At 73.5% G+C, this 17,670-nt stretch carries 11 protein-coding genes and 1 pseudogene; 2 read left to right on the top strand and 10 right to left on the bottom strand.

The window, feature by feature from the left end; genetic code table 11:
* Positions 1-156 precede the first annotated feature (156 nt).
* Both CMN_RS03815 and CMN_RS03810 read left to right on the top strand, forming a co-directional pair.
* Positions 157-804: a hypothetical protein gene (locus tag CMN_RS03815; protein WP_015489535.1), complete on the top strand. Its 648-nt coding sequence runs from the start codon at positions 157-159 to the stop codon at positions 802-804.
* A gap of 84 nt (positions 805-888) precedes the next feature.
* Complete coding sequence (locus CMN_RS03810) at positions 889-1,272, top strand: VOC family protein (protein ID WP_015489534.1); 384 nt, start codon at positions 889-891, stop codon at positions 1,270-1,272.
* 50 nt (positions 1,273-1,322) lie between these two features.
* Here CMN_RS03810 and CMN_RS03805 read toward each other — a convergent pair whose 3' ends face one another.
* The 10 genes and pseudogenes from CMN_RS03805 to CMN_RS15265 all read right to left on the bottom strand — a co-directional run bounded on the left by CMN_RS03805 (position 1,323) and on the right by CMN_RS15265 (position 17,651).
* Positions 1,323-2,729 carry a tyrosine-protein kinase domain-containing protein gene (locus CMN_RS03805; RefSeq protein WP_015489533.1) on the bottom strand — a complete coding sequence of 469 codons (1,407 nt, stop codon included), beginning with the start codon at positions 2,727-2,729 and terminating at the stop codon, positions 1,323-1,325.
* Positions 2,726-4,093, bottom strand: a complete 1,368-nt coding sequence (locus CMN_RS03800; protein ID WP_015489532.1) for a hypothetical protein — start codon at positions 4,091-4,093, stop codon at positions 2,726-2,728. The genes CMN_RS03805 and CMN_RS03800 overlap by 4 nt, the downstream gene beginning before the upstream one ends.
* A gap of 160 nt (positions 4,094-4,253) precedes the next feature.
* The gene (locus CMN_RS14945; protein ID WP_227077799.1) at positions 4,254-6,524 is read right to left on the bottom strand and encodes a PKD domain-containing protein; all 2,271 of its coding nucleotides are present in this window, start codon (positions 6,522-6,524) and stop codon (positions 4,254-4,256) included.
* Positions 6,525-6,670: 146 nt separating this feature from the next.
* A pseudogene (locus CMN_RS15275) lies at positions 6,671-8,362 on the bottom strand (LamG-like jellyroll fold domain-containing protein); the annotation flags it as partial.
* Between the two features lie 1,579 nt (positions 8,363-9,941).
* Entirely contained in the window at positions 9,942-11,183 is a 1,242-nt protein-coding gene (locus CMN_RS03790; RefSeq protein WP_015489529.1) for a glycosyltransferase, read from the bottom strand.
* On the bottom strand, positions 11,180-11,986 hold the full coding sequence (locus CMN_RS03785) for a CDP-alcohol phosphatidyltransferase family protein (RefSeq protein ID WP_015489528.1): 807 nt from the start codon (positions 11,984-11,986) through the stop codon (positions 11,180-11,182). The genes CMN_RS03790 and CMN_RS03785 overlap by 4 nt, the downstream gene beginning before the upstream one ends.
* Positions 11,983-13,215, bottom strand: a complete 1,233-nt coding sequence (locus CMN_RS03780; RefSeq protein WP_015489527.1) for a DUF1972 domain-containing protein — start codon at positions 13,213-13,215, stop codon at positions 11,983-11,985. Before CMN_RS03780 ends, CMN_RS03785 begins: the two co-directional genes overlap by 4 nt.
* Positions 13,215-14,759: a sugar transferase gene (locus CMN_RS03775; RefSeq protein ID WP_015489526.1), complete on the bottom strand. Its 1,545-nt coding sequence runs from the start codon at positions 14,757-14,759 to the stop codon at positions 13,215-13,217. The genes CMN_RS03780 and CMN_RS03775 overlap by 1 nt, the downstream gene beginning before the upstream one ends.
* A 345-nt stretch (positions 14,760-15,104) precedes the next feature.
* Positions 15,105-16,010, bottom strand: a complete 906-nt coding sequence (locus tag CMN_RS15270; protein WP_227077738.1) for a NosD domain-containing protein — start codon at positions 16,008-16,010, stop codon at positions 15,105-15,107.
* Positions 16,011-16,034: 24 nt separating this feature from the next.
* Complete coding sequence (locus tag CMN_RS15265; RefSeq protein ID WP_227077737.1) at positions 16,035-17,651, bottom strand: hypothetical protein; 1,617 nt, start codon at positions 17,649-17,651, stop codon at positions 16,035-16,037.
* Positions 17,652-17,670 lie beyond the last annotated feature (19 nt).

The raw sequence follows: 17,670 nt of genomic DNA, 5'->3' as shown, positions 1-17,670 counted from the left end.
GGGTCTCGTCGGCGCGCGCAGCCGGACGTACGATGCGAGGGCAGAAGACCCGGAATCCGGCGTCGGTCGACCACCCATCGCCCGCCCGCCCCGCGCCGCCGACCCACCCTGGTCGTCGGGCCCGTCTTCCGCCGTACCCGACGAGCGAAGAAGGCCATGCCCGCACCCGAGAGCACCCCGTCCGACCTGCGTCCGCGTCGCGACCGTCGTCGCCGCAGGCGCCGCACCACCGTCGCCGTGGTCGGCGCCGCCTCCGTCCTCGCGGTCGCCGCCGTGGTCGGCACGGTCGTGGTGAACGGATCCGGCTCCGACGCCCCCGCGTCCGCCGCGGACACGGAGGACTGGTCGGAGGTCGCCCCCACCGCCGGCGCCACCGAGGCCCCCGCCCCGCTCCCCGACGGCGACACCCGCGCGCTCGGCCAGGAGGTCGCGACCACCGTCGGCCTCGACGAGACCGCGGCGTTTCCCGGCTCGATCCAGGCCCGCATCGTCTCCGTCACGCCGACCAGCACCGACGGCGGCCGCGTGGGCGAGCTGAGCGGCGATGCGGTCGACGTGCGGCTCGAGCTCGTGAACGTCACGGACGCCGCCGTCGCGGTCGACTCCGTGGCCGTCAACGTCTTCTACGGCGCGGACCGCACGCCCGCGACGCCCGCCGACTCCGACACCGTGATCCGCGGCTCGCTGGAGCCCGGCGCGTCCGCGACCGGCGACTACGTGTTCAGCGTGCCGGCGGCCTCCGCCGGCGCGATCAGCGTGGTCGTGGCGCGCGATGCCGGGTCGCCGGTGGTCGTGTTCCAGTAGCGCGGGGCGCACGCGCGGGACGTCGTCGCGTCGACGTCAGCGACGGCCCTTCGCCCGGGAGCGGCTCGTCGGTAGCATCCCGACATGGCCTCCCGCACCGCCAACTTCTGCATCGACGCCCTCGACCCGCGCGCCCAGGCGCTCTGGTGGGAACAGGTCCTCGACGACTTCCACATCGTGCCCGAGGGGGCCATGGACGACGACGAGGCCGAGCTCCGCGGTCCGGGAGGCCGATGGCTGGAGTTCATCCGGGTTCCGGAGCCCAAATCCGTCAAGAACCGCATGCACATGTGCCTCCGCCCCGCCGGCGCGACGCGCGACGCCGAGGTGGAGCGGATCCTGGGTCTCGGCGCCGGCATGGTGGACGACCGCCGCGGGACCGACGGCTGGGCGGTCCTCGCCGACCCGGAGGGCAACGAGTTCTGCGTCCTCGCCACGTCCGCGGAGGAGGCCGGCATCAGCGCATGAGGCGGAGAGCGACGCGACGCTGACGGCGGGTGGTCGGCCGCGGCCCGGGCTCACCCCGCGGCGCGCGCCTTTCCCGCCGCGTGCGCCTTCCCTGCCCCACGCGGCGCGCGCCCCACCTGCTCCGTCTCCGCGCGGTAGTACGCGCGCTTGTCCTTCGTGGGGCGCACCTTGTTGAGCACGACGCCCAGCACGGATCCGCCGGACTTCTCGACCGCGTCGAGCGCCTCGGACAGCTGGGCGCGATGCACGCGCGTCTGGTCGGCGACGACGATCGCGCCGTCCGTCATGCGCGCGACGAACGCGGCGTCGGCCACGGCGATGAGCGGAGCCGTGTCGATCACGATCACGTCGTAGTCCGCCTTCGCGCGGGCGACCAGGTCCTCCATGCGGTTCGACGCGAGCAGCTCGCTCGGGTTCGGCGGGATCTCGCCGGAGGTGAGCACGTGGAGCGTGCCGTCGCCCCAGGGCTGCACGACGTCCTCGAGGAGCGCCTGGCCGACGAGCACGGTGGTGAGGCCCGCGTCGCCCTCGAGCCCGAGGTACTGCGCGACCACGGGTCGGCGGAGGTCGGCGTCGACGAGCAGCACGCGGCGCCCGCCCTCGCTGAGCGACATGGCGAGGTTCGCGGCGACCGTGGACTTGCCCTCGCCGGGGATCGACGACGTGACGACGATGCTCGACGACCGGTCGCCGAGGAGCACGAAGCGCAGGTTCGCCTTCAGCTGGCGGAAGCCCTCGGCCGCGGTGGACAGCGGCCGGACCGCCATGGCGACACCGGTCACGCCGCGCTCGCGCTCGAGCGCCCCGAGCAGCGGCGCGGTCGTGAGGTGCGCCACGGTCTCGGCGGAGCGGACGCGCGTGTCGAGCAGGCGCACCAGCGCGAGGCCGAGGAGGCCCGCGAGGAGCCCCAGGAGGAGGCCGGCGAGCGTGTTGGTGCGGCCGTTCGGGGCGGACTGGAACTCGGGCTCGGGCGCCTCCTGGATCACCCGGACGGAGACGGTGGGCGACCCCTCGGCGCCCGTCGGCGCGTACGCCTCGGCGGTGTCGCGGAGGCTCGTGGCGACCGCGTTGGCGATCTCCGCGGCCTCCGACGGCGACGGCTCGGTGACGCTGATCTCCATGACCACGGTGTTCTGCGGGGTCGTGACGGTGACCGCGCGCGCGAGCTCCTGCGGCGTCACGTCGAGGCCGAGGCGCGTGATCACGGGCTCCAGCACCGCGGGCGACTCCGCGAGCTCGCCGAACGACAGCATCTGGCTCTGCGTGTAGGTGGCGCCCTGGTTGAGGTCGCTCGCGCTGGATCCGCTGCTCAGCGAGAAGTAGAGGCGCGACTGCGCGGTGTACACGGGCGTCGCGAGCTGGGACAGGCCGAACGCGACCGCGCCGCCCGCCAGCGTCGCGGCGACCACGACGTACCAGAGACGGCGGAGCAGGGCGGTGAACTCGTGGAGCGTCATCGTGAGGGGGTTCTTCCGGGTAGGAGCGGTGGGGCGGTGATGCGGGCGGGCTCGGGGTGGTCGGCGGCGACGACGGCCGGTTGCTCGACGGGGTCGGGCGGTGGCTCCGGCAGGGGCGCGGCGTCGCGGCGGAGGATCTGGCTGGTCGCCGCGACCCCGGCGAGGAACCACACGAGCGTCGCGTACTGCGTGATGAGCGCGACCGAGGCGAGCGCGGGGATCTGCGCGACGAGCGCGATGGTCGCCGCGGTCGCGTGCCCGCGCAGCACGAGCCCGACGCCGACCGCGAGGGCGAGGAGCACGGCGCCCGCGACGAGCAGGCCGAAGGTGAGGCCCGTGAGCACGAGCTGGCTGTCGATGGAGCGGAACGGGCCGTAGAAGACGCGGCCGTCGCTGCCGCGGTGCGCTTCGGGGGTCGTGCCGAGTATTCCCATGCCGGGCACGAGGCTGTAGAGGTCGCCGCGGTAGTCGGAGCTGGCGCTCGCCTCCGTGCCGGCGTCGTCGAACACGCTCTGCACGAAGGGCGCCACCGCGGCCGCGACCACGACGACGCCCGCGGTGACGGTCGCGCGGACGCGCAGCGAGATGGCGTCGCGGAGGAACACGATGGACAGCGCGAGGCCGAGCACGGCGCCGAGCATGCCGACGCGGCTGAAGGTGAGGACCGCGGCGAGCATCATCACGGCGGTCATGCCGAGGCGCGTCACCAGGCCGAAGCGGGACGCGAGCGTGAGCGGGATCGCGATGGCGAGCGCGGAGCCGAGCGCGATCGAGTGCCCGTACGCGCCCTCCGCGCGGACGATGCCGCCGCGCCCCTGCAGCGTCGCCCACGTCTCGCGGAGCCCGGAGTCGCCGGGCAGCAGCACGAACGGGTTCCAGCCCGTGACGAACTCGACGATCGCGAGCGCGGCGACGACCGTGAAGACGACGGCGACGATCCGCTCCAGCGACGCCATGCCGATCCGGTGCGCCGCCATGCGCCCGAGGAGGTACCCCGGCAGCGCGTAGGTGAGGAACGTCACGAGCGTGGACATGCCGATCCCCGCGCCTCCGCCCACGACCACCCCGGCGAACCCGGCCGCGGTCATCAGCACCACGAGCGCGTCGAGCGGCGAGACCCGGAAGCCGGGCACGGGCACGATCGCAAGGATCACGAGGACGGCCGCGACCGTCGACGGCGGCAGGTAGTAGCCGCCGAGCGGCACCCCCGACCAGACGGGCACGAAGGAGAGCACGACGAGCCAGAGGCCGACGGCCGTGCGCGGCAGGCGCCGCAGGACGAGCAGCAGGAGGGCGCCGCCCGCGAGGGCGATGCCGAGGAGGAGCAGGGTCTGGAGGCCGGATCCGGCGAGCAGGGCGCTCATCGCTCACCTCCTCCGGGGAGCGCGCGCAGGCGTGATGCCGCCATGTCTCCCCCTCTCATTCCCCCGGCCGCGGAACGGCCCTGTCGATCATCTCAGTGCGACGCCCCGGTGGGCGGGTCCTCGGGACCCGCCCACCGGGGCGTCGTCGTCGCGCCTCAGGTCACCGGGCGGTGCCGTCCGTGACCACGAGGTCGTCGAGCGTGAACGCGACCGGTCCGGCGGCCGAGCTCGACAGGTACGTCTGGATCCCGAACGTGCCCGCGGTCTGCAGCGCCGCCAGGGTCCCGGTCGTCGTAGACTGCCACGCGGTCGGCTCGGCCTGGCCGACGGGCCAGAGCTTCGCGTTCATCGTGGTGGGCGACGTGCCCGTGACCTGCACGCGGACCCGCAGCTGCTGCCCGGCCGTGTACGTGAGGTTCGGGACGACCACCGACTTCAGGTTGGTGCCGTTCTCGGACTGCACGATCATGACCTGGCCGGTCGACCGCACCCAGACCTGCGTCTGGTAGAACGACGTGCCGACCTGGCGCGAGTTGATCCGCACGTACGCACCGCCGCCCGTGGGCACCTTGTCGAGCGTGAAGCTCACTTGGGCGTCCGATGCGGTGGTGCTCACGGCGTCGAGGCTCGCGGTGCGGGTCTCGCCGGCGGGGCTGGCGACCTGCGCCTTCCCGTCCGCCACCTTGAGGATCGACGCGTTGCCCGTGATGCGCCAGGCGCCTCCGGTCTCCGCCGTCCCCCAGCCGTTGGCGGCGGTGCGGGTGAAGGTGTCCTGCGCGAGGATCCCGGCGGCGGGCGGCGTGACGACCGGGGCGGTCACCGTGACGGTGCCGTCCTTCTTCGCCGAGGCGAGGCCCTTGTCGTCCGTGACCGTGAGCGACACCGCGTAGGTGCCGGCCGCGGCGTAGGCGTGGGTCGCCGTCTTCCCGGTGCCCGTGGTCCCGTCGCCGAACGCCCACGCGTACGAGGCCACGGTGCCGTCGGCGTCGGTCGACGTGGATCCGTCGAACGAGGCGGTCAGGTCCTTGGCGGTCGACGTGAACGCCGCCGTCGGGGCCTGGTTGGCCGGCGCCGGCGCGGGCGCCTGGCCGTCGCGGCCGACGACCAGGTCGTCGATCCGCGTCGTGACGGGAGCCGTCGCCGACCCCGAGAGGTAGGTCTGGATCCCGACGGAGCCCGCGGCCTGCAGCGCGGCGGTCGAGCTGGTGACGCTCGTCTGCCAGGCGGCGGGCTCGGCCTGGCCGGCGACCCACACCTTGGCCTTGACGGTGGTCGGCGAGGTGCCGGTCGTCAGGACGCGGACGCGGAGCTGCTGGCCGGCCTGGTACGTCGTGCCGGGGAGGATGTACGACCCGAGGGTCGTCGACCCCTCCGACTGCACCAGCTGGATCTGGCCGGTCGCCTTGATCCAGACCTGCGTCTGGCAGAAGGCCGAGCCCACCTGGCGGGAGTTGACCCGGGTGTAGGAGCCGCCGCCCGTGGGGACCGCGTCGAGCGAGAAGGTCGCGCTGACGTCCGACGACGTGGTGGAGACCGCGTCGAGGGTCATCGTGCGGGTCTCGCCCTTGGGCGAGACGACCTGGCCCGTGCCGTCCTGCACCTTCACGATGTTGGTGCCGCCGGTGACGCGCCAGGCGCCGCCGAGGTCGGCCGTGCCCCAGCCCGTGGCGACCGCGCGGCCGAACGAGTCCTGCGCGAGCACGTTCGACGCGGGCGCCTGGACGGTCACCGGCGAGGTGGTCGTCGTGGCGAGGCCCTTGTCGTCTGTGACCGTGAGCGACACCGCGAAGGTGCCGGCCGCGGCGTAGGCGTGGGTCGTGGTGCGACCCGTGCCGGTGGTCCCGTCGCCGAAGGCCCAGGACCAGGACGCCACGGTGCCGTCGGGGTCGCTCGACGGGGAGGCGTCGAGCGAGGCGACGAGGTTCACCGCGGTGCTCGTGAACGCGGCGACGGGCGCCTGGTTCACGGGCGGGGCGGTGACCGTGACGCTCGCGGTCGTGCGACCGGTGGCTCCCTTCTCGTCCGTCACCGTCAGCGCGACCTGGTACGTGCCGGCCTTCGCGTACGGGTGGGCGATGGAGGGGCCGGTGCCGGTCGTGCCGTCGCCGAACTCCCACGCCCAGGACGCGATGGTGCCGTCCGGGTCGCTGGAGGCGCGGCCGTCGAGGTTCGCGACGAGGTCGGCGGTCGTCGACGCGATGACCGCCGTGGGCTCCCGGTTGACCGGGGGCGCCACCACCGTCACCTGCGTGGACGCGGTGCCCGGGAGGCCCTTGTCGTCCGTGACCGTGAGCGCCACCGTGTAGGTGCCGCCCGCGGCGTAGGCGTGCGTCGGCGTCGGGCCGGTGCCCGTGCTGCCGTCGCCGAAGTCCCACGCGTAGGAGGCGACCTGGCCGTCGGCATCCGTCGAGGCGGATCCGTCGAGGCGGATCCGTCGAGCTTCGCGGTGAGGTCCGTCGCGGTGGCCGTCACGACGGCGGTCGGCGCGATGTTCGCGGGGGCCGCCTTCACGCTGACGTCCTGCTGCGTGCGGTTCGTCGCGCCGCGGTCGTCCGTCACCGTGAGCGTCACCGGGTAGGTGCCGGCCGCGGCGTACGTGTGCGCCTGCTGCGCGCCGGACGCCTGGAAGCCGTCGCCGAAGTCCCAGGCGTAGCCCGTGATCGTGCCGTCGGCGTCGGTGGACCCGGTCGCGTCGAAGGACGCCGCCAGGAAGTCCGTCTGCTGCGTGAACGCGGCCTTCGGGGCCTGGTTCGGCACGCGGCCGGTCGTCCCGAGGGAGAAGTGCGTCGCCACCGTGCTCGGGGTGAGCACGGTCGGGTACACCGCGACCTCGTCCAGCCGACCCTCGAAGGTACCGCTGGAGGAGCTCCACGTGTTGTCGCCGCCGATGCGCCAGTAGCCGTCGTAGGCCTGCGCCTGCGTCTGGCCGTTATGGCCGACGAGGTCGCCGTCCACGTAGAGCTTCAGGCCGTCGGATCCCTGCGACGCGACCATGTGGTGCCACTGGCCGTCGTTGTAGGCGCGCTCGGATCCCGCCAGGTTGGTCTGGCCGGTCCACGTGCCGAACTGCAGGCGTCCGTCGTCCTGCATGTAGACGTGGCGGTCGTAGCTGCCGGAGAAGTTGAACGGATCCGCGTTGTCGCCGAACCCGATCAGCTTGCCGCCGCGCGTGGTGGTCGTCTGGAACCACATCTCGAGCGAGTAGCTGGTCGGGTTCGAGACCCGCTGCTGGCTCACCGCGATGCTGTCGGAGAACGCCGCGGCCTGGCCGACGGGGCCCTGGAGGGCGCCCGCCTGGCCGAAGCGCACGTTGCGTCCGACGTTCGCGCCGACGTCGTTCTGGCCCGCGTCCTTCAGCGTGGATGCGCCCTCGGCGTCGTCGAGGCGCCAGTAGGACGACGGGTCGGCCGCGTACACCGCCTTGCCGTAGGCGTCCGCGGGCGCCTGCGGGATGGGCGAGGTGCGGCCGGACGCGACGAGGTGGTCGACGACGTCGGCGCGCGTGAGGGCCGTCGGGTAGATCGACACCTGGCCGATGTCGCCGGCGAGGTAGTAGCTCCGGGGCTGGTTGGGCCAGCCGCCGAGGTTGTCGCCGCCGACGCGCCAGTAGCCCGTGTAGTCCTGCCCGCGCGTGGTGTCCGCGCGCTGGCCGACGAGCTTGCCGTCGACGAACAGCGTCATGCCCGCGGAGCCCATGGTCGCGACGATCTGGTGCCACTTCCCGTCGTTGAACCCGGGTGCGGAGTTGAGCGTCTGGGTGGCACCCGTGTAGACGCCGAAGAAGACCCGGCCGTCGTTGTCGAGGTAGACCATGCGGTCGTAGTTGCCCGACGTGCCGGTGCTGGTGTTGCCGTAGCCGACGACCTTGCCGCCCGAGGTCGAGGTCGTCCTGACCCACGACTCCACGCTGAAGGTGTTCGGCGAGACCGCCGCCTGGGGCGTGACCGCGAAGGACCCGTCCTGGCCGGAGAAGGTGGTGGCGGTGGATCCGTCGATCGGGCCCGCCGCGCCGCGCGTGGCGGCGTCGACCCGGAGGTCCTCGAACGCGACGTGGTCGAGGCCGGCGGTGCCGCCCTTCTCGTCGAGCGGGTAGTACGCGGTCGCGCCGTCGTCCTTCACGCTCTGCGCGTACGCGTCGCTGCCCGACCGGTCGGTGATGGTGACGGGCGCGGCGCCGTTGCGGTCGGTGGAGTTCCCGGCCGAGTCGGTCACGACCACCTTGTAGGTGTGCGAGCTGCCGGGCACGAGGCCCTTGTCGATGAAGCCCATCGACGGCCGGTTCCAGAAGGTCGAGTCCTGCGTGACCTGGTAGACGGGCGTCGCGGTCTTGCCGTCGCGGATCACCTTGTAGGTGAGGCGCGTGTTGTCGCGGTCGAAGGTGGCCTGCCAGGAGACGCGGGCCTCGCCCTTCGTGTACGAGATCGACTTCGGGACGAGCTGGTCGTTGCCGTTCGGGCCGACCTTGTTCGTGGCGTCCTTCGCCATCGCGTAGCGGACGAGGCCCTGCTGCGCGGTGGTGTTCACGAACGGGAACTCGCCGCCGACGACGATGTAGTCCTCGTTGCCGTTGACGCTCCAGGCCGCCTGGCCCTGGCCCGTGAAGGATCCCGTGACGTACTTCGGGAACCAGTTGAGCAGCGACGGGGACGGCGTGCCGGCCCAGTTCGCGTAGCCGTACGGGTCGGCCGTGGCCGTGCCCGTCGCGGTCTTCGAGAACGCGAGGCTGTGCTGGAAGGTCCACGGCTCGGTCTGCGGGAAGCCGCCGATGTTGCCGCAGTAGTGCGGGTGCCCGGCGACGTACGCGACCGTGCTGGTGGCGAAGACCGAGTAGGTGTCGCCGTGGCAGTCCTCGACCCAGCTGACGACGCCCGTGTTCGGGTCGGCGGAGAAGGCGCCCTCGAGGTTGCCGCCGGCGCCGAACGTGTAGCCGGATCCGTAGACCCGGTCGTCGGTCGCGTACAGGCTCGTGATCGACGACTCGGCGCCGGCGTTCTTGACCTGCTGGTTCGCGGCCCACGGGAGGGATGCGCCCGTGGCGGGATCCACCGCGCCGAGCCCGTAGGTCGGCGTGCCGGACAGCTGCGTGAAGCGGCCGCCGACGATGAGCTTGGACGTGTCCTTCGTGAGGGTGAGCGCGTCCACGACGGTGTCCGCATCCGCGACGAAGGCCGTGTTCTGGCCGTTCGTCGCGGACACCGCGGCGAGGTACTTCCGAGCGGCGCCGTTGACGCTCTGGAAGGTGCCGCCGAGGTACACGGTGTCGTTCGAGGCGCTCACCGTGCGGGTCTGGCTGCCCATGATGGGGCGGAATGTCGGGATGATCTTGCCCGTCGCGGTGCTGAACGCCGCCGCGCGGTAGTAGCCCTGGCCGTCGATGTCGGTGAAGTCGCCGACCACGTAGATCCGGGATCCGTCGGGCGACGCGGTGACCGAGAGCGCCTGCGCGTTGAGCTTCGGCGCGAAGGACGTGATGAGCGCGCCCGTGCGGATGTCGTACGCGAGCAGGTTGCTGCGGGGCGTGAGGTTCGTGCCTGCCGCGGCGCCCGCGGGGCGCGCGTTCTGGAACTTGCCGGCCACGTAGACCGTGTTGCCGACGACGACCTGCGACCAGGCGACGCCGTCGATCTGGGTCGTGGGCAGCGGGTCGGCGGTGACCGTGACGGGCGTCTTCGGGTCGGTCGGGTCGACCGGCGCGGAGTCCGCCATGGCGGGCTGCGCGATCACGACCGCGGAGAGGATGACCGCGGCGGCCGCGGTCATCGCGGCCAGGCGGCGTCCCGCGGTGGAGATGATGCTCATGGTGTCCTTGCTTCGGGTGGGTGGAGCGGGGGTGGGAGGGTGCCGGTGGTCAGCGGTCGCTGGCCGGTCGGGGGCTGCCGACGCGCCTTGTGGGCGTGAGCATCGCGCCCACCGACCGCGCGATGCGCTGCCGGTAGAGCTCGGGTCCGTGCCGGTGCTCGGCGCGGAAGCGGTCGCGGGCGGCCCGGGCGCGGTACGCGTCCCAGTCCGTCGCGATGGACTGGAGGGCGTCCGCGAGGGCGGCCGGATCCGCGGGCGGCACCAGCTGCGCCGACTCGTACCCGCCGGCGGCCTCGCGGAGGCCGGACGTGTCGCTGACCACCACGGGCCGCGCGGCGAGCAGCGCCTCGACGGCCGTGTTGCCGAACGGCTCGTCCACCCGGGAGGGGACGACGCACGCGTCGGCGGCCGCCACGAAGGGGGTCACGTCGGCGTGGAAGCCGTGCAGCGTGATCCTCTCCTCGAGGTCGAGCACGCGGATCGTGGTGCGCAGCTGCTCCTCGTAGGCCTCGTAGCCGGGGAAGACGGCGCCTACGATGTCGAGGCGCGCGGGCACGCCGCGGTCGCGGAGCTCGACGATCGCATCGACGGCGACGTCCACGCCCTTGCGGTCGGAGAGCCGGCCGACGTAGAGCAGCCGGAGGCCACCATCGAGCGCCTGGCGCGCGGGCACGACGTCGGCGGGTCCGGGCACGCCGTTGTAGACGAACTCGGCGCGGCGCGCGACCCGCGGGAGGGCGCGGCCGAGCACGTCGACGCTGTAGCGGCTGTTCGCGACCACGCTCGTGGCGAGCGCGAGCGGCAGGGCGAGCGCGGTGCCGACGGCGCGCGACGCGGATCCCTCCGCCTCGTGCACGTGGGCGAGCACCGGGCGGCCGGCGAGGCGGCCGACGAGGATCCACAGCGGGATCGTGACGGTGTTGACGTACACGGCGTCCGGGCGCTCGCGGCGCACGAGGCCGAGGCCCGCGGACAGGCCGCGGACGGACTGGCCGACGAGGGTCGCGAAGCCGCGCGGGCGCAGCATCGACTTCCGCAGCACGGGCGTGGGCGCGTGGTGCACGGTCGCGCCGACGCCCGTGAGCGCGGCGACGAGCGGGCCGTCGGACGGGAGGGTGACGACCGTGCGGGCACCCGCGGCGACGAGGCCCGCGACGCTCTCGAGCAGCACGCGGTCGGATCCGTAGAGCTCGGCGCTCGGGTGGGCGACGAGGATCGTGCGGCCGCGGAGGCCGGCGCCCCCGTCGTCCGCCTGCGCGCGCGCCCGCTCCGTGCCGGCGAAGGCGGTCACGCGGTGACCCGCGCGGATCCGGCGGCGGCCCCGGCACGACGCGCGTCGAGCGCGCCCATGTCGCGGAACCACTTCACCGACGCGAGGGCGAGGTGCCCGGCGTTGGCGAGCATCATCAGCGCGTAGACCGCGAGGAACACGACGGGGGCGCCGAGCAGCGCGAACACGATGCAGAGGAAGCCGTAGTCGGTGGGGATCACGAGCAGCGAGCGCAGCAGCGTCGAGCGGCCGGCGTCGGGGGCCGTGGCGCCCGAGACCTGGTGCACGCGCTTGAGCTGGTCGTTGAGGATCATCGCGAAGAAGCTCGCGGCGGCCACGATCGCGTAGACGACGGGCACGAGGAGCCACGCGTCGGAGTCCGTGGCGGGCCAGCGGAACATCGACACGAGCACCGCGAGGTGCAGCGACGAGATCTTGATGCAGTCGACGACGTGGTCAAGCCACTCGCCCGAGAGCGAGCCGCCGCCGCGGAGGCGCGCGACCTGGCCGTCGGCCGAGTCGAACGCGTAGCCCACGGCGAGCAGCAGCCACACGGCGATGCCGAGCCAGACGGCGGGCTGCACGAGCGCGATCAGGGCGATGCCCGTGAACGTGAAGGCGGCGCTGATCGCGGTCACCTGGTTCGGGGTCAGCCCCTGGCGGAACGCCCACGCGGCGAGCAGGCGGCCGGCCGGGCGGTTGACGCGGATCGAGTACGCCGGCGCGCCGCGCGCCGCCTTCTTCTGGGCGGACGCCAGGCGGCGGACGACGTCGGCGTACGACTCGTCGCGCGCGGGCGCGGCGGTGCCGGTCGCGGCGGTCATCGGCTCTCCTCGAGGAGGAAGGAGGTGCGGCCGGCGTCGCTCGCGCGCAGCTCCGGCTCCCAGCGGGTGGCCGAGCGGATCCCGCGGCTCATGCCGTGCGTCGAGTAGCCGCGCGTCATGCGGGCGGCGAGCTCCTCGTAGCCGTCGGCGATGGCGTCCCAGTCGTAGGTCTCCTCGGCGCGCTCCTGCAGGCGGCGGCCGATCTCGACGGCCTCGTCGGCGTTCGCCTCGGCACCCTCGACGAGCGCGGCGACGCCGGCGGCGTCGGCCCAGAAGCGGCCGTCCTCGCCGAGCACGTCGCGGTTGAAGACGTTGTCGTTCGCGAGCGTCGCGGTCGCGGCGCCCATGGCGCGCAGCAGCGACGGGTTCGTGCCGCCGACCGAGTGGCCGTGGACGTAGGTGAGCGCGTGGGCGTAGAGCTGGTCGAGCTGCTCCTGGTCCCACACGCCGCCGAGGCGCTGGATGCGCGGGTCGGCGGAGGCGACCTGCTCGATGCGGTCGGTGTACGCGGCGGAGTACGGCGCGGATCCGACGACGACGAGCGGCAGGGTCGCGCTCGACGCGGTGTACCCGTCGACGATGACGTCGACGTGGTTCTCCGGCTCGAAGCGCGCGACGACGAGGTGGTACTGGCCGGGCTCGAGGCCGAGCTCGGCGAGGCGGTCGCTCGCGGGGTCGCGCAGGATGTTGGCGCCGTACGTGAGCAGCTCCGTGGGGATCCCGAACTCGTGGTCGTAGTAGTCGGCGATGCCCTGCGCGTCCGAGATGAGCGCGTCGGCGTCCTTCACGGCCATCTGCTCGGCCACGCGGTAGTACTTCTTCCCCATGCGGCCCCACTTGCCGCGCTTCCACTCGAGGCCGTCCACGTGCACGGCCGTGGCCACGCCGCGCGAGCGGATGAGGGGCACGAACGGCGCGTTGGCGGCGTTGAACACGAAGGCCGCGTCCTGGCGCTTCCCGAACGCCAGGTGGATCGCGGACAGCGCGGTGTGGCTGAGCGTCTCGATCGACTTGGTCTTGAGCGCGGGCAGGTGCACGAGCGTCATGCCGAGGTGGGTGCGCGGGCGCGCGCGGTTCGCGGAGCGGCAGTAGACGGTGACGTCGTGGCCGCGCGCGGCGAGGCGCTGCCCGATCTCCTCGATGGCGGTCTCGAAGCCGCCGTACGCGGCGGGGACCCCGCGGGTCCCGACCATGGCGATGCGGAGTCGACGCGGTTCGATTGCAGACATCAGTAAGCCCCTACGGGTCGGGTGAGCACCCGGAAGGTGCGCCACATGATCATCACGTCGCCGGTCAGGGACCAGTTCTCGACGTAGTACAGGTCGAGCCGGACGCTCTCGTCCCAGCTCAGGTCGCTCCGGCCGTTCACCTGCCACATGCCCGTGAGGCCGGGCTTGATGAACAGACGGCGGTGCACGTGGCTCTCGTAGCCCTGCACCTCGGTGCGCAGCGGCGGGCGGGGGCCCACCAGGCTCATGTCGCCGACGAGGATGTTCCAGAGCTGCGGCAGCTCGTCCAGCGAGTAGCGGCGGAGCACGGCGCCCACGCGGGTCACGCGGGGGTCGCTCCGCATCTTGAACAGCGGGCCGGATCCCTCGTTCGCCTCCGCCAGCGCCGCGAGCTCGGCCTCGGCGGTCACCCGCATCGACCGGAACTTGAGCATGCGGAACTCGAGGCCGCTCTTGCCGACGCGCTCCTGGCGGAAGAGGGCGCCGCCGGGGCTGTCGATGCGGACGATGCACGCGATGACGAGCATCACGGGCGCGAGCACCACGAGCGCGAGACCGGCCACCACGATGTCGAGGGCCCGCTTCATCACGTGCTTCCCGCCCTCGAACTGCGGGATCTCCACGTGGATGAGCGGGAGGCCCTCGACCGGGCGGAAGTGGATCCGCGGGCCGGCGACGTCCGTGAGCCGCGACGCGAGCACCAGCTCGATCGACGAGCCCTCAAGCTCCCAGCCGAGCGTGCGGACGGCGTTGCTGCCGGCGCGCGGCTGGCTGGCGACGATGACGACGTCGGCGGCGGTGCGGGCGGCGGCCGCGGCGACGGATCCGAGGTCGGAGACGACGGGGATCGTGCGCCCGGCGACCTCCAGGCCGTCGAGGTGCTCGTCGATGGCGACGCCCACGACCGTGTAGCCGGAGGCGGGACGCAGCAGGATCTGCGCGGCCACGTCCTCGACGTCGGCCCGGGCGCCCACGACCACGACGCGGGAGAGGTGCGCACCCTGGATCCGGCGGCGGATGAGCCACTGGCGCCAGCTCCACCGGGCGACCAGGAGCGCGACGACGCCGAGCGGGAAGGCGAGCACGACGTAGCCGCGGGCGATGTCGACCTTGAGGAGCAGGAAGCCGATCGCGAGCGCGCCGAACGTGATGGCCGACGCGTTGACGACGCGCTTGTACTCGGAGACGCCGACCCCGACGATGCGGGCGTCGCGGGTGCGGAACGCGCCGAGCACGGCGATCCAGGCGGCCACGACGATCACCGAGACGATGCCGTAGTCGAGCTGCATCGAGCCGGCGTCGACGGCCGCGTCCCCCGTGCCGAAGCGCGTGAGCTGGGCGGCGAGGACGGTGGCGATGATGATCGCCCAGTCGCTCGCGATGAGGCGGGTGCGGTAGTCGCGGGCCCAGCGGCGGCCCGAGGGGACGACGGGGACAGCGGGCGCGACGCCGGATCCGATGATCGGGCGGTGCGCCGAGCGGCGCTCGGTGCGCAGGCGGGTGCGCTCGTCCCGGGTCGCGGGACGGTTCCTCGTGGTGCTCATCGCGTGCCGGGCAGTGCGTCGAGCGGTCGAGGGGTGTCGGAGGGGCGGGTGGGCGCGTTCGGGCGCGGACGGCGGGTACGGTCCAGCGCCGATGACGGGTTCATCGGGTGTGTGCCTGCGTTTCGGGTGACAGGTGGGTGGTGCGGGGTGCGTCGAGGTCCGGGGGGACCTCGTCATGTCCACGGCTCCGGGATGGACGGGCTGGGTAGGCCTCGTCCGGGAGCGTCCATCGCGGGTACGACGGGTGAACATCGGGTGGTGACGGTGGCAATGCTAAACGCAACCTGTGCCCCGTGGCCCCTCCCCCTTCGGGGGACGGGTGGCCCCCGTCCCCTCCGGCCGACCTCAGCCGGCCGACGCGCCGATCACGCGGGCGCCCGTCGCGACACCGCGCAGGGCCGCGACGGCGGCGGGCACCGCGACGGCGACCGTCGCCTGCTGCGCCTCGATCTCGGTCGTGAGCCGCCAGCCGGATTCGAGCACCTTCCGCCCCACGACGTCGAGGCTCGTGCGGTCGTTGCCCGTGGCCCCGCTGAACGCCCCGACCGTGTCGTGGACGGCCGGGTCGCCGGGGCCGCGGGCCCACACGATCGCCCACCGCGGGCTGGAGGCGACGTCGCGCTGGTAGACGTTGCCGGCGGTCGTGATCCCCATCCGCGTGGCGGAGCGCTCGTGCGAGTGGTCCTCCACCGCGAGCAGCGCGTTGCCGGTGCTGCCCTGCATCACGTTGTCCGACACCTGGATGTCGGTGACGATCCACGTGACCGTGGGGTCCGGCAGCGCCTGCCGCGGATCGTGCCCGGCCTCCCCCAGGTTCGCCGCGCGCCGGGTGCCCTGCGCGATGTCCACGTCGCGCTTGTTCGCGGAGAACGTGTTGGCCCCGACCTGCGCGTGCCCGGAGTCGTCGATCCAGAGGCCGGCGGCGCCGTTGCCCGCCACGACGTTGTCGACGAACGCGAGCTGGGCGGAGAGCTCGAAGACGACGCCGTTGCCCGTGTTCGCGAGCACGTCGTTCCCGGCCACCGTCGCGTCGTGCACCGACTCGTCGAACCAGAGGCCGTTGCCGCTGCTGCGGAGGAACGCGCTGTCGGTCACGTCCACGTCGCGGCTGCGGGTGATCTTGAACCCGCCCGAGACCGGCGCCCGGTTGAAGCCCTCGGTGTCGTCGTCCGCGACCAGGAGCTGCGAGGCGCGGAGCCGGTCGGCGTAGTTCGCGTGGATCCCGAGCATGCCGTTGCGCGCCGAGGTCACCGCCCGCAGGGTCACGTCCGTGGACTAGACCGAGAGGCCCGTGGTCGCGGTGTCGGTGATCGCGACGTCCGCGATGGTCACGTTCCGGCCGCTGACGACGACCGCGCCCATGTCGGGCACGGACGGCGCGTACCGGCGGACGCCGATGCCGCGCACCGTGCTGCCGTCGCCGCGGACGGCGAGGGCGCTGACGCGGTCGCTGGCGCGCACGGTCTGGCCGGCGGGATCCGAGCCGAGGTAGAGGCGGTCGGCGGCGGTGTCGACGAAGAACGTGCCGGCGGTCACCTGCGCGAGCGACGCGACCTGGCGCTGCGCCGCCTGGCCGATCCAGACCTGGTCGGGGTGGGCGGCCATCGGGAAGGCCGGATTCACGAACGCCCAGCCCTCCTGCAAGCCGTCGGGCGCGCCGCGCGTGTAGGTGGGGCTCGCGTCGAAGGTCACGTCCCAGCCGGCGGCGTAGCGGGTGGATCCGGATGCGGTCCACGAGGTCAGCGTGCGGCTGCCGTCGAGCCAGACCGCCTCGCCCGGGTACGACTGCAGCGTGAGCGCCGTGCCCGCGGGCATCACCACGGTCTCGCGGTAGGTGCCGGCGCGGACGACGATCGTGCGTCCCGACGGCGCCGCGTCGACGGCCTTCTGGATGCTCGCGTACGGGGACGCCTTCGTGCCGGCGCCGGTGTTCGAGCCGGTGGGCGACACGTAGATGCCGTCCGCGGGCGCGGGGTAGGTCGTGGTGCCCACCGCCGCGGCGCCGGATCCCGTTCCGGGCCGCGCGTCGCCGCGGGGCACGGCCTGCTCCGGGTCCGACGAGGTCGGCGCGGGGGCGGTCGGGGACGGGGTCGGCGTGGGCGTCGGTGATGCCGCCTTCGTCAGCGGCCGGACCGTCACGTCGTCGAAGGCGAGGGCCTGCGTGGGCGACGTTGAGGAGAGGTACGACCAGACGCGGGTCGCGGATCCCGAGACGAGACGGTCGGCGCTCGCGTCGACCGCGGCCGCCTGCCACGCGGGCACGACGGCGCCCTGCGGCCAGACCCGGGCGTCCACGGCCACCGGCGCGGATCCCGAGACGCGGGTCTGCACGTTGAGCACATTGCCCGGCACCAGCCCGCGCGCCACGACGACCTCGGCCGCCACGGTCGTCTGGGCGGCCGTGGATCCGTTCACCCGCAGGACGGAGAGCCGCGCGTCCCCCGCCGGGTCGACGCGGACGCTCGTCTGGTAGTATGACGAGCCGGTCACGCGCTGCTGCAGCCCGGCGTAGACGCCACCGCCGGCGGCCGGGATCCGCGGCAGCATCACCTTCATCGTCGCCTCGGCGTCCGCGGAGACCGCGGCCGGCAGCGTCGCGGAGACGGAGGCGCCCGACCGCGGCAGGTCGACGACGCCCTGCGTCCCGTTGACGCGGAACGCCGACGGCAGGTCGTACGCGTACGCCGCGGATCCGGGGGCCGTGCCCCAGCCGCCGGTCGCGCTGCGCGTGAACGCGTCGGAGAAGACGGCGGTGCCCGCGACCAGGTCCTGGCCGCCTGCTGCCGCGGCGGGACCGGCGGCGACGAGCGCGGCGGGCAGGACGAGCCCGGCGGCGACCGCGAGCGCGATCGCGTGGCGGGGAGGGACGGTGGAGCGGGGCGTGCCGTTCATGGGACGGTCCTTGCGTGGG

Origin of the sequence: Clavibacter nebraskensis NCPPB 2581 (assembly GCF_000355695.1) — a bacterium.
Lineage (GTDB): Bacteria > Actinomycetota > Actinomycetes > Actinomycetales > Microbacteriaceae > Clavibacter > Clavibacter nebraskensis.
This window is presented reverse-complemented; position numbering and strand designations above follow the sequence as displayed.

What these genes read in the sequence shown, in the direction of transcription:
- CMN_RS03780 (WP_015489527.1), bottom strand. Translation starts at nt 13,215, where the DNA reads ATGTCTGCAATCGAACCGCGTCGACTCCGCATCGCCATGGTCGGGACC.
- CMN_RS03805 (WP_015489533.1), bottom strand. Translation starts at nt 2,729, where the DNA reads ATGACGCTCCACGAGTTCACCGCCCTGCTCCGCCGTCTCTGGTACGTC.
- CMN_RS15265 (WP_227077737.1), bottom strand. Translation starts at nt 17,651, where the DNA reads ATGAACGGCACGCCCCGCTCCACCGTCCCTCCCCGCCACGCGATCGCG.
- CMN_RS03815 (WP_015489535.1), top strand. Translation starts at nt 157, where the DNA reads ATGCCCGCACCCGAGAGCACCCCGTCCGACCTGCGTCCGCGTCGCGAC.
- CMN_RS03800 (WP_015489532.1), bottom strand. Translation starts at nt 4,093, where the DNA reads ATGAGCGCCCTGCTCGCCGGATCCGGCCTCCAGACCCTGCTCCTCCTC.
- CMN_RS03775 (WP_015489526.1), bottom strand. Translation starts at nt 14,759, where the DNA reads ATGAGCACCACGAGGAACCGTCCCGCGACCCGGGACGAGCGCACCCGC.
- CMN_RS03810 (WP_015489534.1), top strand. Translation starts at nt 889, where the DNA reads ATGGCCTCCCGCACCGCCAACTTCTGCATCGACGCCCTCGACCCGCGC.
- CMN_RS03785 (WP_015489528.1), bottom strand. Translation starts at nt 11,986, where the DNA reads ATGACCGCCGCGACCGGCACCGCCGCGCCCGCGCGCGACGAGTCGTAC.